The following is a 15,698-nucleotide window of genomic DNA, read 5'->3' as shown; positions in this document are numbered from 1 at the left end:
ACATTATCAATGATTTGCCGGACATGTGAAAATATCTGAATGCGATAGCAGTATCAGTATCGCTATCGCATTCAGCGCATGTCTTTGTAAGTAATAAACACTACACATATAGGAAAGAAGGTATTTTGATTGTTAGTAAATAAATTAACCAGGGCTGTTTTACTGGCAACAACTATGGGGAGCTTATCTTTTACAGCAGTAGATGCTGCTCCTGTCCCAGGAACTGAAGGTATCAATGCCGGTCAGCTGGCTGAAGATGCCAATGAAAGACGTCAGGCTATACTTGATGCAGACAAAAAAGACAAAGCTGATGTGTCCATACCTGATTCCCGTCCGGAACTTGATTTACCGGATGAAGTCAAGGTAGAAGTCAAGGGCTTTAAAGTGACTGGGCAGGATATTTACCCGGAAGAAAAGCTGCTGGCTGTCCTCGATAAGCGCAAGGGAAAACTACTCTCCTTCCGTGATTTGGAGGAAGGTGCTGACGAATTGTCAGCGTATTTCCGTGACCGTGGTTATGTGGCGGTACGCGTATATCTGCCTGTGCAGAAAATCACCAACGGCATTGTAGAGTATGCTGTGGAAGTTGGTAAGTTTGACAAGCTGACTATCCGCAACCATACGACTATTCATGATTCGGCTGTAGCGCGTGAAGTACGCTGCTTGAAACAGGGCGAATACCTGACCAAAGATAAGTTGCAGCGTGCTATCTGGCTGTTGTCAGATTTAGCCGGTGCTGACGCCAAGGCTGTACTGTCCCAGGGTTCTGAACCAGGTACGGTACATGTGGAAATTGACCTCAACAAGCACAAGGGCAAACAGGGACTTGTCACCGTAGATAATTACGGCAACCGTCATACCGGTTATAACGAGTTGGGAATTGATTACGATTTCCTAAATTTGGCCCATGAAGGTGACCATTTTGCAATTGGTGGTTTATATACCAACAAAAAACTATATAACTATGGTTTCAATTATTCTATTCCCGTAGCTGTGGATGGCTTGAAAGCATCTGTAGGGTATAACGTTTTAAGTTATAATATGGGTGCGGAATATGAGCAGTTGGATGCTGTAGGTACAGCCCGTATTTTTAATGTGGGGCTTGATTATGCTATTCGCCGCAGTCAAAAAAATAATCTTTATACAGGCATTCGCTATGAGCACAGCGCCTTGAAAGATGAATACCGCTTAGCTGGATTTACAGATGATAAAAATGGTAATGCCATAATTCTTTCTTTATATGGTGATGAAACAGACCATCATGGCAGTACCTTCTGGCGCATTGAGAACAAGTTTGGTAATGTAGGTTACTCAAAAGATACGCTAAGTCCAAATCATCCTAGTGGCAGCTACTACAAACTCAAAGGTTATATCACACGCCGTGAGGACTTGAATCCTCGCTGGTATCTGTTGCTTTCCGGCAGAGGCCAGTACGCATATCAGGATTTGGATTCCTCAGAGCATATGAGCCTGGGTGGGTTCAACGGCGTACGTGCTTATCCTTCCAGTGAGGCCTCCGGTGACAGCGGTTATATCGTCAGAGCTGAACTGCGTCATTTGATTCCGCTTAAAGAACAGGATAAACAGTTGCAGCTGGCTTTCTATTTCGACCACGGCGGCATTCTCCGCATGAGTAACGCTGGCGATAGCTATCGTCATTTGGAAGGTGCCGGCATTGGCCTTATCTTCTCCCGTTATGAAGATTGGTTCATTCGCACCGATTTTGCATGGCGGTTAGGGCCAGAAAAACCAGTTTCAGATTCTACTGATAACAGTGGTCACTTCTGGATTCGTGGCGGCGTTTATTTCTAAAAACAAGAACACTAAAAAAGACTGGCAGAGCTTTTTGCCAGTCTTTTAGTATATTATTTGCGGAATACGTCCTTATGCTGATTGATGATTTCCCCCATCAGCATTTTGCCGATAATATCGGGATGGAGGCCATCGATGGAGAATTTCGTATCCATGACCTTTCGGCTGGAATCATAGAAGTACGGTTCCAGGTCGATAAAATAGGGTTGATTGCGTACCCAGCCATTGACCTGTTGGAGTTTTTCCTGCCAGCGTTTGTCTGTGATGGTACGAAAAGCGAATTGAATATTGGCAGGATTGATGGGCATAAGCGTCAGGAAGATGGGACGAATATCGTTGGCCTCACACTTCTGACGGATAGCCTCAAGGTCGTTGATGATGGTTTCCGGATTGAGATTCGGTGCCCTGAGGCTGTTGGTGCCAGTAAGAATAATGAGATTCAATGGCTTAAAGGGCAGTACATCCTGTTCAAAACGCTGCATGGTCATTGTGGAAGTGTCACCACTGCGCCCCAGATTCAAACATGGAAAGTCAAAATATGTCGTGTAGCTGTATTCCAAAGCTGCCGGAGAATTGGAGACAGCGCCGCCGCCGTGGGTGATACTGTCACCCAGTACTGCTACGGGAACACGCTCCGGCTGCTGCTTGACAATGAAGTGCGCCGTGTCAGACCAGACACCAATGGGATTGCCGGCCTTATCAAGTCCCCGGACACGCCAGTAATAATCTCCGGCATAAGGACGGGGATATTCGTCATAGCAGGCTGTAGCTGAGTCCACAACTTTGCGCCAGGCGGCATCAGGCGTAGCAAAGCCATTGTTTTCTTCCGCAGGTGGCTTTACCATAAGCTCTACTTCATAACGGGCAATATTATGCAAAGGAATCCACTGGTAAACGGGATATATCGGCATGGTAAACCCTGGCATTTGGTCGTACTCGTTGAGTAAAGGGTGATTGGGCTGAGGCAGGCTGGCATCGATATACAGTTCTTCAGCCGGTGAGAATTCGCCAATGGGCTGGTGGTGAATATCGAGTGCCCGGACGCGCCAGTAAATGAATTTGCGGCCGGCGTACTTCTTTAAATCGGCCTGCCAGCCGTTGGTGAAGATCTGCTGTGTGCTGTCCAGGTGATTGGCCTTATCCGGCAGGACGCCGCCTTCCTGGGCCGGTTTGCCGCTTAAGAGTTCCACCTCATAGCAGACGGCATTGGGAACGCTGTGCCAGACAAGGAAGGGCATAAGGCTGGCCGGATTGTTCTGTCCATAGTGATAAATAGTTACGGGACTTAGTTTTTCCTGTGTGTGCAGCGGGTTTAAAATGGGCTCGGAAGGTTCCGTGAGCGGGCCAAACATGCCGTAGGCCGTAACCCGGTAATTCATGGGAATAGCCCCGGCTGGTACATCATAAGAGGCTTTCATGGTTATACCACTGCCCCAAAAATGCTGCGCCGGCTCCCCTTCCACCAGTCCTGTAGTGGGGGAGTAGGTTTCTACTTTATAAAAACAGGGATAGGGCAGCGGTGTCCATGACAAGACCATGTGTCCGTCATGTTCATCAAAGGAAGTCTGCAGCGTCATGGAACGCAGCCCCATTACGTCGGTTTTTTCTGCCATAAAAGCCGCTAAAACCGTAAATCCCAAAGTTATAAGTAAAAATATCAAAAATTTCTTCATAAAATAACACCAACATTGACAGGATTTTTATACATTTTAACGTAATTATAATAAGTATAGCATATTTTTGAGGTGATGTGGAATGAAAAAGCATGGTTTAGTAATAGTACATACGGGCAACGGCAAAGGCAAGACCACAGCTGCCCTCGGGCTGGCGATAAGAGCCTGGGGCGATGGTTTCCGTGTGCTCATTTTGCAGTTTATCAAGGGCGGCTGCACTTATGGAGAATTAAAGACTATTGAAACCCTGAAAAACATTGATGACCGTATCGAAATTGACCAGGGTGGCCTGGGATTTACCAACAAAGGGCCAACGACACAGGAGGAACATAAAGCCGCAGCCCAGGAAACCCTGCAGCGTGCCAAGGAAGAAATCAAAAATGGCAAATGGGATTTGATCATTCTCGATGAAATAAACTATGCCGTAAAATATGAGCTTATTACCGAGCAGGATATGCAGGAGCTGCTGGATTTACGTCCGGCTGAACTGCACCTGGTACTGACGGGCCGTGATGCCTGCGACAGCCTTATCGAGCGTGCTGACCTGGTAACGGAAATGAAAGAAATAAAACATCCGTATCAAAAAGGTATTAAAGCCCAGCAGGGTATTGAATTTTAAGTTGTAATGTTGTAAACTTGTAAACAGCTTTGTATCCCAAAACTTAGGAGAGTGTAAATATGCTGAGTGATAATGTAAAAAAGGGTGCCACCCGCTGCGCCCATCGTTCGTTGTTTCATGCCAATGGCTTTGGCCCGGAAGATTTGCATAAGCCGCTGGTCGGTATTTGCAATTCCTTCAATGAAATAATTCCCGGTCATATTCACCTGCGGGAAATCGCTGAGGCTGCCAAACTTGGTGTAGCCGCTGCCGGCGGTACGCCGATTGAATTTCCGGCTATTGGTGTCTGTGACGGTATCGCCATGGGCCATACGGGAATGAAATACTCGCTGGCCAGCCGTGAACTCATTGCCGATTCCATTGAGGCTGTGACCATGGCCTCCGGCTTTGATGCCCTGGTGCTTATTCCAAACTGCGATAAAGTCGTTCCTGGTATGCTGATGGCTGCAGCCCGGCTGAATATTCCTGCCGTTGTAGTATCCGGCGGCCCCATGCTGCCCGGCCGTTACAAGGGACATGATGTCAGCGTCAGCCAGGCCTTCGAGGCTGCCGGTAAATTTGCCGCCGGCGATATCAGCGCTGAGGAAATGGCCGATTTGGAGGCTAAATGCTGCCCAGGCTGCGGCTCCTGCGCCGGTCTCTTTACCGCCAATACGATGAACTCCCTGACAGAAGTGCTGGGGATGGCTCTGCCGGGGAATGGTACAATTCCTGCCGCTTATACCGGTGGCCGCCGTCTGCTTGCCAAGCGTGCCGGGGCAGTAGTTATGGAGCTTTTAAAACAGAATATCCGTCCGCGTGATATCATGACGAAAGAGGCTTTTGAAAACGCCATTTCCGTAGATATGGCCATTGGCGGTTCTTCAAATACGGTTCTGCATCTGACGGCTATCGCCCATGAGGTAGGCATTGAGATTCCGGCACCGCTCTTTGACGAGATTTCCCGCCGTACGCCTTATATCGCGAAACTGAGCCCTGCCGGCAAGCACCATATGGTAGACCTCAATGAGGCCGGAGGCATTTCCGCTGTAATGAACGAACTGTCCAAGAAAAACCTGCTCCATCTTGACGCACTGACCGTTACGGGAACCCTTGGCGACAGAATTAAAAACACGCCTGTCGAAGATAACACGGTTATCCACTCTGTGGACGCACCGTATCGCAACGAGGGCGGCATTGCTATCCTCAAAGGCAATCTGGCGCCTGACTACGCTGTAGTAAAAGCCTCCGCTGTAGCTGAGGATATGCTGACTTATAAGGGCAAAGCCAAATGCTATGACTCGGAAACGGCTGCCTGTGATGCCATTATGGCCGGTGAAATTCACGATGGTGATGTGGTGGTCATTCGTTATGAAGGCCCCAAGGGCGGCCCTGGCATGCAGGAAATGCTCAATCCTACAGCTGTTATCACGGGACGCGGTCTCAAAGTCGGTCTTATCACCGATGGCCGTTTCAGCGGTGCCAGCCAGGGTGCCTGCGTAGGCCATGTATCGCCTGAGGCTATGGAGGGCGGTCCCATTGCCCTGATTGAAGATGGTGATGAAATCATCATTGATATTCCCAACCGCAAACTGGAACTTTCCGTCAGTGATGAAGAACTGGCACGCCGTCGTCAAAACTGGCAGCAGCCCGAGCCGAAAATCAACCATGGTTATCTGGCCCGTTATGCCCGTATGACCACATCTGCTAGCACCGGCGCTGTAGTAAAATAATATTTTTAATTATCCCCTGAGTGTCTGACATGGACATTCAGGGGATTTATTTAAAAACTCCCCACAAAAACTTTCAGTTATAGTATAATGTATATTAGGGAATAGATAAGAGTTTCGCATAGATAGAAAAATAGCGGAACATACATAGACTGAATGTTACTTATATAAATGTGTGGGGAGCCTTTTTATGGAATTTAGACAGTTGGAGTATTTTTGTGCGATTAGTCATTGGAAAAACTTTACGCGTACCGCTGAATCGCTACATGTATCACAGCCCTCAGTAACCAAGGCCATCAAAGCACTTGAGGCCGAATTGGGCCTGACACTCATTGACCGCAGTCAGAAGAAAGTAAATCTCACGGAGGCCGGTCAGGCATTTTTGCTGCATGCCCAGAAAATAATGGGGGATATGGGCGTGGCGCTGAAGGATATGCAGCGTTACCGCAGCGATTACCAGGGGACGATAAAGTTTGGCCTGCCCCCCATGGTAGAGGCCTATCTTTTTCCGGACCTGTTTACCAAATTTCAGCAGTCTTTCCCCAATATCAACCTCGATGTCCATGAGTATAGCGACTCGGAGGAAGTCCGCCATAAACTGACCTTGGGCGAACTGGATTTTGGCATTGTGCTGGGCGCAGTAAGCTCTGCCGCGGAAGATAATTTTATCATCATGCGTGATTCCATGAGCGTCTGCCTGCCGTCGTCACATCCGTTGACAAGTCAGAAAATCGTTAGTTTTAATGACCTCAAAGATGAGAAGTTCATTATGCAGCAGCCACGCACCTTCCAGTATCAGGAAGTATCCCGGCGCTGTAATGACGCAGGTTTTGTCCCCAACATCATGCTGTGTACGTCCCAGATAAAGACCATAAAGCAGCTCGTTGCTAACGGCATGGGGGTATCTATCCTGCCCAATTTTGTCACCCGGGCAGAGAAAAACTTTGTCCGCCGTCAGTTAAAACCGCTGCAGGACGTACAGATTACGCTTAACTGGGGCAGGGAAAAGGCTTTTTCTGATGTTGATGTCCAGTTTGTCGAATTCATTAAGGACTACGCCGCGCTGGTTTGTGATTCTACAGGAGTTTATGATGATAAATAATTTAGAATTTATTACCGTCGATAACCCGGTTTCCATGGCAGAGTTGTTTGCTAAAACCCAGCTGTTCGAAACATATTTGGAGTGTTTTTCCGAACCGCCATACGAAGAGTATTTTACGGCAGAAGAGGTAGAAAAACTCTTTAAAAATTATGCTGATAAAGGGCTTATAATTTTCTGCCTTGACCAGGAGATATACCGCTGTGCCGGCTTTTTAGCCGCCGTACCCCTGGCTAAGAATGAGACCGTAGCTGCTATTGCGGCAGAAAACGGCCTTGCTATCAATGATTACTGGTTCATTGAAGAAGTTGGTGTTGGCAAGGCTTACCGCAAACATCAGATTTTTTCGGACATGGAGTCAGAATTACGCAAGAAAATTGACGTGCCTAAGATGTTAAGCCGTACCAAAACTATCAACGAGGCCTCCCTGGCAGCGCATAAGAAACTTGGCTATGAGATTATTCCTAACATGACGCAGCGCATAGAATATCAGCACCTGTCCGGTGAAATCCGCAGCGATGACCGCGTCTTTATGGAATGCGCTATTAAGTAAATTTTACTTTACAGGTATCAGCTGCTGTGCTATACTTACTAAAGTGTTTTCGCACAATCCACAGCTCAGATTGCGAGGTACTCCGACGTTATCTTAGCTGCAGGACATTTTTAATTTATAGGAGGAGTTTTACAATGCTGACTCAGGAAGCAAAACAGGAAATCATGAAGAAGTATGCCGTTCACGAAGGTGACACGGGTTCCCCGGAAGTACAGATTGCTGTACTGACTGCTCGCATTCAGTATCTCACTGATCATCTGAAGGAGCACAAGAAGGACCATCATTCCCGTCGTGGCCTGCTGAAGATGGTTGGTCATCGCCGCCGTCTCCTCAGCTACCTCTACAAGACGGACATCGAGCGTTATCGTTCCATCATCGCTAAGCTCGGCATCCGCGCTACGATTGGCTAATAAGCGATTTCTGGAGAAAAAAGCGGGATCTTTCCCGCTTTTTTGTTGTATATCATCCTGTATAAAGGATAAATATAAAATATGTCGAATACTTAGCTTCGTAAGAAGTTTATAGGGAGGCAAATATATGCAGAGTTTTGAAATGGAACTGGGCGGCCGTAAGCTGACCATTGAACACGGCAAACTGGCTAAACAGGCTAATGGCGCTGTCTTTGTCCGTTATGGTGATACGGTGGTTCTGGTTACAGCCACAGCGTCCGCTGAACCCCGGGAAGGCGTGGATTTTTTCCCGCTGACTGTTGACTACGAAGAAAAAATGTATGCTGCCGGCAAAATTCCCGGTGGTTTTATAAAAAGAGAAGGCCGTCCGTCCAGCGACGCCATTCTTTGTGCCCGTCTGATTGACCGTCCTATCCGTCCGTTATTCCCGAAAGGCTACCGCAACGATGTGCAGGTAGTAGCTACGGTTATGTCGGTGGAGCAGGATAACGCTCCGGAACTGGCAGCCATGATTGGTGCGTCAGCCGCTTTGTGCGTGTCTGATATTCCCTTCATGGGCCCAATTGCCGGTGTTCGTGTCGGCCGTGTAAACGATGAATTCGTTATCAACCCCACGGAAGAACAGCGCAAAGTTTCCACGCTGAACCTCACCGTTGCCGGTTCCAAAGACGCCGTGATGATGGTAGAGGCCGGTGCTAACGAACTGCCGGAAGACGTCATTCTCGATGCCATTCTGTACGGCCATCAGGAAATCAAACGCATTGTAGCTTTCCAGGAAGAAATTCAGCAGGCCTGCGGTAAGGAAAAGCGCATTACGAAACTCTTTACCGTGCCGGAAGAACTGGAACAGGCTATTCGCGAATATGCCAAGGACAGATTGGACGCCGCTACCCGTAACCCGGACAAGCTGGACCGCGATGCCCATATCGCTGATATCAATGCTGACACCATGGAACACTTCCTTGTAGATTATCCTGAAATGGATAAGGAAATTGCCATGGCGCTGCATGATTTGGAAAAAGAAATCGTGCGTCACATGATTACCCATGAAAAGATTCGCCCGGACGGCCGTGCCCTTGAAGAAGTGCGCCCGGTCAGCTGCGAAGTCGGCCTGCTGCCACGCGCACATGGTTCCGGACTCTTTACCCGTGGCCAGACGCAGGTTATGACTGTAACCACCCTTGGCCCGCTGAGTGATGAACAGGTTATTGACGGCCTTGGCCCCGAAACAACTAAACATTATATTCATCATTATAATTTCCCTGGCTATTCCGTCGGTGAGGCGAAACCTATCCGTAGCCCGGGACGCCGTGAAATCGGTCATGGTGCTTTGGCGGAGCGCGCGCTGGTGCCGGTTATTCCTTCCACGGAAGAATTCCCGTATACTATCCGCCTCGTGTCCGAAATTCTGGAGTCCAACGGTTCCAGCTCCATGGGTTCTGTCTGCGGCAGCACCTTGTCCCTGATGCAGGCCGGCGTGCCTATCAAGCGCCCGGTTTCCGGCGTAGCCATGGGCCTCGTCAAGGAAGGGGACGCTTATACCATTCTGACTGATATCCAGGGCATGGAAGACGCTCTTGGTGATATGGACTTTAAAGTTGCTGGTACGGAAAACGGTGTAACGGCTATCCAGATGGATATCAAAGTTGCCGGTATCGACCGCAACATTCTGTCCTCGGCACTCCAGCAGGCTAAACGCGGCCGTGCCTTTATCCTTGGCAAAATGCTGGAATGCATTGACAAACCGGCTGCTGACCTGTCACCGTATGCACCGCGAGTGGAAACCATCACGATTAAGGTGGACAAGATTCGCGAAGTCATCGGTACCGGCGGTAAAGTGGTTAAGGGTATCATCGACGCTACTGGTGTACAGATTGATATTCATGAAGATGGCAATATCTTCATTTTCTCCAATGATGCAGAAGGTATGAAGAAAGCTCGTCAGATGATTGAAGATATCGTCCGTGAAGTCGAAGTAGGCCAGGTATATACGGGTACAGTAACCAGACTTATGAAGTTCGGCGCCTTTGTCGAAGTGCTGCCGGGCAAAGAAGGTCTGTGCCATATTTCCCAGCTGGCTAACCGCCGCGTAGAAAACGTGGAGGACGTAGTCAAAGTTGGTGACCAGCTCGAAGTCAAAGTCGTAGAAATCGACGACAAGGGCCGTGTAAACCTCAGCCATAAAGTGCTGCTGTAAAATTTAACATTTTATCAGGCGTGACCTAAAACAGGTTGCGCCTGTTTTATATTGCCATATAGTACTAAATATGGTACTATAAAACTGAGGTGAGTCCGTTGAGTAAATGGGAAAAATTATTGCAGAAAATACGCAATAACCCTAAGACTGTTACATTTGATGAAATTGATAAAGTACTCCGCAGTCTGGGCTATACAGCAAGCCAACCTCGCGGCGGTTCAAGTCATTATACCTATAGAAAGAAAGGCCGCATGCCGTTGACCGTACCACGTAAAGCACCTTATGTAAAAGAGGCTTATGTAAAGACTGTAATGGATTTATGGGATGAATCACAGGAGGGGTAATAATGAAGAAAGATCTCCAGTATTATATGTCACTTCCTTATCAGGAAGTTATTGTTGCCGCTAAAGAAGGAGGCTATGTAGGTTATATAACTGATTTAAAAGGTTGTATCACACAAGCCGAGACAAAAGAAGAAATCCTTTCAATGTTAGAAGACGCAAAGGAAAACTGGCTATTAGCAGCTTTAGAAGATGGTATTGCTATTCCGGAACCGCAAAGTGATGATGAATATAGCGGCAGATTTAATTTGCGCATTCCTAAGAGTTTGCACAGAGCTTTAGCCTTAAGTGCAAAAAACGAAGGCGTAAGTTTGAATCAACTGGTAACAAGTATATTGGCTGGCGGTTTGAGAACATCAGTTCAAAAATAAATTATATAATAAGAAGAATCCACGACAATAACGCCGTGGATTCTTCTTATTTTTTGCTATATTATTTACTTCCGATAATTTATACTTATCGGAAGTTACAAGTAAAAAAGCCCGACCATGCGGCCGGGCTTGCGCTCTGGTAGCTATTCAGAGCATTTGTGCTGTTGCTGCGTCACTGCCGATCCAGCCACTTGCAGATGTAGTAGCTAATTACACCTGCTACGACCGACAAAGAAAGGTTAATAAAAGTATCTATCAATAAGCTCACCTCCCTTCACTACGGTGAGGGATATGATCCGCAGCACGCTTTATTTTATATTATCCTTGTCAAATTTGCAAGATATGGTATAATATAAATAGCTAAAGGTTAATAAAAGCTATCAATAAGCAAGCCCCTCGGAGTAGCTACCGAGGGGCTTTTCCTTATCTTATATTTATCGAAAGGACTCTTTTATTCCGTTACAGTCTCAGGCTCGTCAGACTTCAGCAAGCCGCTGCCACAGTGTTTAGCAACCAAGACAGCCAATGTCATCAACGCAATTGCCAGCACCAGCTGTAAGCCGTCCACCATCAATACAAAGTTTCCTGCAGACAATTTGCCGACAATCCCAACTACACTGAGTACCAGCGCACTCATGGTCACCAGGAACATAAACGTCATCGGTACATATAACATCCAGCCCGTACGTCCCGTGGTTTTGAGGAACAATGCCAAGGAAATCAGTACCAATGCTGACAACAACTGATTAGCTGCCCCGAACAACGGCCAGATATTCATATAACCTGCCAGGCACAATGCATAAGCCAGTACCAAGGTAATAATCGTTGCTACATACTGATTCATCAGGAATTTTTCTACAGGGGTTCCCTCCTGGCCTTCGCTCGGCGCTGCCAGTTCCTGCAGGGACATACGGCCGATACGGGCCACTGAGTCAATTGTCGTCATGGCCAGTGCAGACACGCACATGGTTATAATGCAGGCCGAAACTGCAGCCGGCAGACCGAACATCTGGAAGAAACCGCCGATAGCACCAGCAAAAATCTGGAACGGCGTCCCTTGCGGCAAAGTACCATTGCTGGCAGCTGCACAGGCAATTACCAGAGCGACCACACCCAGCAGGGATTCAACAAGCATTGCCCCATAGCCAACCGGCAGCATATCACGTTCATTTTTAATAGCCTTGGAAGAAGTACCGGAAGAAACCAGACTATGGAAACCGGACACAGCACCGCAGGCAATCGTGATAAAGAGAATTGGGAACAAAGACTGACCTTTAACCGTAAAACCAACAAAGGCAGGCATATTGATGACCGGATTGGCAACCAGCACTCCTACTACACCACCAAATACCATACCCAGAAGCAGGAAAGAGCTCAGATAATCACGCGGCTCCATCAGCAGCCACATGGGCAGTACCGAAGCAATAAAGCAATAACCAAAAGTAACATAACGCCAGCTGTTAGCATCAAGATACAGCGGGAACTCCATTCCTACTGCAAACATTGCCACAACCAATACAATAGCCACGAGCAGTTTTACAATCCCGGACGGCTCAAAACGGCGGATAAAAAAGCCAAAGCCCATAGCTACAACAATATATAACAAAGAAATAGTAGCTGCCTGAGCCCCGGGAACATTTAACGCACCAGCCTTGGTAAAGCCGTTGAACGTATTGGCCAGGATATCAGCAAACGCTGCCAGAACCAGTAAAGTAAACAACCAGCAGAACAACAGGAATAACCGTCTGCCGGCAGCACCGACATACTGTTCAATCAGCATACCCATGCTCTTGCCCTGATTCTTAACTGACGCATACAGAGCCGTGAAATCCTGTACCGCACCGAAGAAAATGCCGCCTACCAGCAGCCAAAGCATAGCCGGTGCCCAACCGAACATAGCCGCAATAATAGGCCCAGTCACAGGCCCGGCCCCAGTTATCGAAGAAAACTGATGTGCAAAAACTGTAAACCGTGATGCCGGAGCGAAATCTCCCCCATCCTCGTACATTTGTGCAGGCGTTTTAGCTGTCGGGTCAATTCCCCATGTCCGCACCAACCAACGCCCGTACAGGAAATAAGCAGCCACAAAGGCCACCAGGGCAAAGCCCACTAGTGTTAAACCATTCATAAATAAGACCTTCCTTCAAGAAATGGAATAATATAAGTGCTATTCCACTAGACATTTATGTACAATGAGTATAATAACACTATTATAAATATGTGTCAACTTGTAAACCTAAATATAATAAGAAAAAGCCAACACCATTAGGGTATTGACTTCGATTCTTATTGTGTATATAGTTAGACTACCATATTATACCATGTTTTCATGCTTTCTACCATATAACGCCCTCCCGTCGAATTTCTTCGCACAAGGTGTCTGCCGCTTGGAGTACTCAATATGAAGGATTTATATATTTTCCATCCTGCTATATTCAGCTTTGCTGACGATGGCAGCTCCATTACCTTTGAAAACGTTTTATGATTTAACTTTTTCTTGCCATAATATAGTGATATAATGTTATCAAAGACGCTATTAATCACATATCAAATATTAGAAAGGTGGAATTATAAATGCTATTTTCATCATTTCGTATTGAAGTAAAAAAATTCTTTGGTACGATTATGCTTGTTCTCAAGGAACGTGGCATATCTCGCGAAGAACGAAAAAATCTTATCCGTAATAGCGGACTTATAGAAAAATGCCGTGAATATGGCGGCGCACAATATGTCATGCACTATGACGTTTACGACTGGTGTAATTACCTTATGAATGGATATCGTTGGCCCACAAACGAAGAGTTACACAAATTCGCAAAATATGACCCAAGACTTCAAAATATGATAAAAAACGGATCTCTATAACCAGGATACCGTACCAATCATTAATGCCGATAAGCCAGGCAAGCGTAAACCGCTTTTACCAAGGAATTTGTTCAGTGCAAAGTCGGCATCTAACACTGCCTTTACTCCCCAAGTCATTATATCATCATAAGGGTGCTTCCAATGCCCTACGCCAAATTCAGTTGGCGGCTTAAACTTCCAGACTATTTTCTGGAAAATACGAACTACAAATAATATCGAATAAAAATAATGCAATAAAAGTAAGACATATCCTTTTATTAACCCGAAAAATCTCATGATGGCAAAGTAAAGCCGCTGAACTAACAGGACATACAGCCCGTTAATTCAGCGGCTTGTTTGCTTATTTGGCTTGTGCTGCCATTTCCTTCATCAGCCAGTCATGAATAGCCTTATTATCTGCCATAGCTGCTGCCGATACAATCTTCTTGCGCATGCAAATCCCTCCTTACTTTTAATGCCTTGTTATAACACTATTCCATTAAGCATCCAAAATTCATCCACGCTCATTTCGTAGAAGCTGGCGAGCCTGGCAATATCTTCTGACTTAGGCAGCACCTTCCCCCTTGTCATACTTGCCTAAGTTAATACCACTATTTGTCACGAAATTCAAAATCCAACTCTACATCAAGCTTCATATGGGCTAAGCAGGCCCTTTGCTTTATGTCAGATAACTTATGAAAATTCTCCAACAGTTGCCTGTCACGAGGCAGCAAAACCATGTTGTCAGATTCACTTGTATTACAACCTACCAACTCGTTAAGAGAAATCCCATAGAACCTGGCCAACCTGACCAACCCATCTATGTCCGGAGAACGCCTGCCACATTCATAATTTGCATATGTAGTACGATTGACGCCTATAGCTTCCGCAACCTGTTTTTGTTTATACCCATAAAACTCGCGCCATTCGAGCAATTTATTATTAACATCAATCATGAATCATATTTCCTCAAAGAAACTAATACTCTGTCCAGTTCAAACTCCGCATTCCTAAAGGACTTCACAAGGCACTTTAGGAATGCGCCAAACGCGAAGGTATCAGTATGAATCAGTATTGTATGTACCTACTTTCACGCAACGATGCATTTCATACTACATAAGTACAATTATTGACGGGGCAAATTGACCAATTTCATTAAGTTAAGGTCAGAACAACAAACATCGTTCATATCATGGCTCTAGTTCTCTATTTATCTTCCCACACATCAAGTACAACTTTTTCCTTTACTTCTTTCCCTGCATGATATGGGTCTTTATACAACAGCCTGTTCACTGTCAATTCATTAGGTACATCAAAATCATATACTTTCCATCCCAGCTGACGAATTTCCTGTTTATAATTTCGATAATATTCCGTTAAGCAAAAATCTGCCACTCTTTCTTGCAAATCAATATGTGTTGGCGGAAATACAAACACCAACTCTATCCCTTGCTCACGGCAATAGTCGCTAATCTTATTAAACTTCTGCTGCAAATCATCTGGATGGTACCAATTCCCATAAAATCCTTCCGTTCGCTTTAGCTGTTTCTGCAAGACTGTATATATACGCGCTGGCATCTGCACCTTTGGGCGATCCTGCAAAAAGCCAGGCTCTGCGGCCAATGCAGAATGCACGAACACTTCGTTCGCAGGCTTTGTTATGGATTGGAACATTTCCATCCTTTAAAAATGAGGTGAGCTCCGATTTCTGATTTATAGCATAACTAATAGCCTTGCCAAGGTTCCCTTTGGGCAATACAATATCCCGTTTGGACTCAATATACGTGAAGAAATCCTCAATCACTGGTTTTGACTGAAACTTTCGCTGTTTTTGTCACTCAGCAGGGCTACAATTCCGAAGATTATCCTCAATCTCAAACAATTTGTTTATCTTGAGGACGCCTTGACCAGCAACCGTATCGGCAGCTCCTTCCTTTTTCTGCGGAAGTGAATCGACAAACTTACGGCGCGCATGAGGCCAGCCTCCAAGGCGATTGACGTTGTCTACGCTATTATAGCCCTGATATCCGTCCGAAAGCAGGGCTCCACTAAATCCTGACAGAAACGCTT

General features: G+C 46.3%; 13 protein-coding genes and 1 pseudogene. 10 read left to right on the top strand and 4 right to left on the bottom strand.

Features of this window, described 5'->3' with window-relative positions; genetic code table 11:
• Positions 1 to 129 precede the first annotated feature (129 nt).
• Positions 130 to 1,812, top strand: a complete 1,683-nt coding sequence (locus tag DL94_RS0101845; RefSeq protein WP_231464438.1) for a ShlB/FhaC/HecB family hemolysin secretion/activation protein — start codon at positions 130 to 132, stop codon at positions 1,810 to 1,812.
• Positions 1,813 to 1,865: 53 nt separating this feature from the next.
• Here the strand turns inward: DL94_RS0101845 and DL94_RS0101840 are convergent, their stop codons facing one another.
• On the bottom strand, positions 1,866 to 3,485 hold the full coding sequence (locus DL94_RS0101840; RefSeq protein ID WP_028128675.1) for an SGNH/GDSL hydrolase family protein: 1,620 nt from the start codon (positions 3,483 to 3,485) through the stop codon (positions 1,866 to 1,868).
• An 82-nt stretch (positions 3,486 to 3,567) separates the two neighbouring features.
• Here DL94_RS0101840 and cobO point away from each other — a divergent pair, with 82 nt between their 5' ends.
• The 8 genes from cobO to DL94_RS0101800 all read left to right on the top strand — a co-directional run bounded on the left by cobO (position 3,568) and on the right by DL94_RS0101800 (position 10,784).
• Positions 3,568 to 4,104, top strand: a complete 537-nt coding sequence (gene cobO, locus DL94_RS0101835; RefSeq protein WP_028128674.1) for a cob(I)yrinic acid a,c-diamide adenosyltransferase — start codon at positions 3,568 to 3,570, stop codon at positions 4,102 to 4,104.
• A 59-nt stretch (positions 4,105 to 4,163) separates the two neighbouring features.
• Complete coding sequence (gene ilvD, locus DL94_RS0101830; RefSeq protein ID WP_028128673.1) at positions 4,164 to 5,816, top strand: dihydroxy-acid dehydratase; 1,653 nt, start codon at positions 4,164 to 4,166, stop codon at positions 5,814 to 5,816.
• Positions 5,817 to 6,003: 187 nt separating this feature from the next.
• Positions 6,004 to 6,915 carry a LysR family transcriptional regulator gene (locus DL94_RS13910; protein ID WP_051586246.1) on the top strand — a complete coding sequence of 304 codons (912 nt, stop codon included), beginning with the start codon at positions 6,004 to 6,006 and terminating at the stop codon, positions 6,913 to 6,915.
• A complete protein-coding gene (locus tag DL94_RS0101820) occupies positions 6,905 to 7,465 on the top strand; it encodes a GNAT family N-acetyltransferase (protein WP_028128672.1) in 561 nt (186 codons plus the stop codon). The genes DL94_RS13910 and DL94_RS0101820 overlap by 11 nt, the downstream gene beginning before the upstream one ends.
• Before the next feature lie 134 nt (positions 7,466 to 7,599).
• On the top strand, positions 7,600 to 7,875 hold the full coding sequence (gene rpsO, locus DL94_RS0101815) for a 30S ribosomal protein S15 (protein WP_028128671.1): 276 nt from the start codon (positions 7,600 to 7,602) through the stop codon (positions 7,873 to 7,875).
• 127 nt (positions 7,876 to 8,002) lie between these two features.
• Positions 8,003 to 10,072 carry a polyribonucleotide nucleotidyltransferase gene (locus tag DL94_RS0101810; RefSeq protein ID WP_028128670.1) on the top strand — a complete coding sequence of 690 codons (2,070 nt, stop codon included), beginning with the start codon at positions 8,003 to 8,005 and terminating at the stop codon, positions 10,070 to 10,072.
• An 89-nt stretch (positions 10,073 to 10,161) separates the two neighbouring features.
• Positions 10,162 to 10,416: a type II toxin-antitoxin system HicA family toxin gene (locus DL94_RS0101805; protein ID WP_369793676.1), complete on the top strand. Its 255-nt coding sequence runs from the start codon at positions 10,162 to 10,164 to the stop codon at positions 10,414 to 10,416.
• A 2-nt stretch (positions 10,417 to 10,418) separates the two neighbouring features.
• Positions 10,419 to 10,784 (top strand): type II toxin-antitoxin system HicB family antitoxin, encoded by a 366-nt coding sequence (locus tag DL94_RS0101800; protein WP_028128668.1) that lies wholly within the window; start codon positions 10,419 to 10,421, stop codon positions 10,782 to 10,784.
• A gap of 451 nt (positions 10,785 to 11,235) precedes the next feature.
• Here DL94_RS0101800 and DL94_RS0101795 read toward each other — a convergent pair whose 3' ends face one another.
• Positions 11,236 to 12,912 carry a carbon starvation CstA family protein gene (locus DL94_RS0101795; protein ID WP_028128667.1) on the bottom strand — a complete coding sequence of 559 codons (1,677 nt, stop codon included), beginning with the start codon at positions 12,910 to 12,912 and terminating at the stop codon, positions 11,236 to 11,238.
• A gap of 446 nt (positions 12,913 to 13,358) precedes the next feature.
• On the opposite strand from DL94_RS0101795, the gene DL94_RS0101785 reads away from it, so the two are divergent.
• Positions 13,359 to 13,649, top strand: a complete 291-nt coding sequence (locus DL94_RS0101785; protein ID WP_028128666.1) for a hypothetical protein — start codon at positions 13,359 to 13,361, stop codon at positions 13,647 to 13,649.
• 590 nt (positions 13,650 to 14,239) lie between these two features.
• Here DL94_RS0101785 and DL94_RS15115 read toward each other — a convergent pair.
• Both DL94_RS15115 and DL94_RS16560 read right to left on the bottom strand, forming a co-directional pair.
• Positions 14,240 to 14,584 (bottom strand): helix-turn-helix domain-containing protein, encoded by a 345-nt coding sequence (locus DL94_RS15115; RefSeq protein ID WP_051586245.1) that lies wholly within the window; start codon positions 14,582 to 14,584, stop codon positions 14,240 to 14,242.
• Positions 14,585 to 15,123: 539 nt separating this feature from the next.
• Positions 15,124 to 15,690, bottom strand: a pseudogene (locus DL94_RS16560) (transposase).
• Between the last annotated feature and the right edge of the window lie 8 nt (positions 15,691 to 15,698).

The sequence above is a fragment of the Selenomonas sp. AE3005 genome (genome assembly GCF_000686945.1).
GTDB lineage: Bacteria > Bacillota > Negativicutes > Selenomonadales > Selenomonadaceae > Selenomonas_A.
This window is presented reverse-complemented; position numbering and strand designations above follow the sequence as displayed.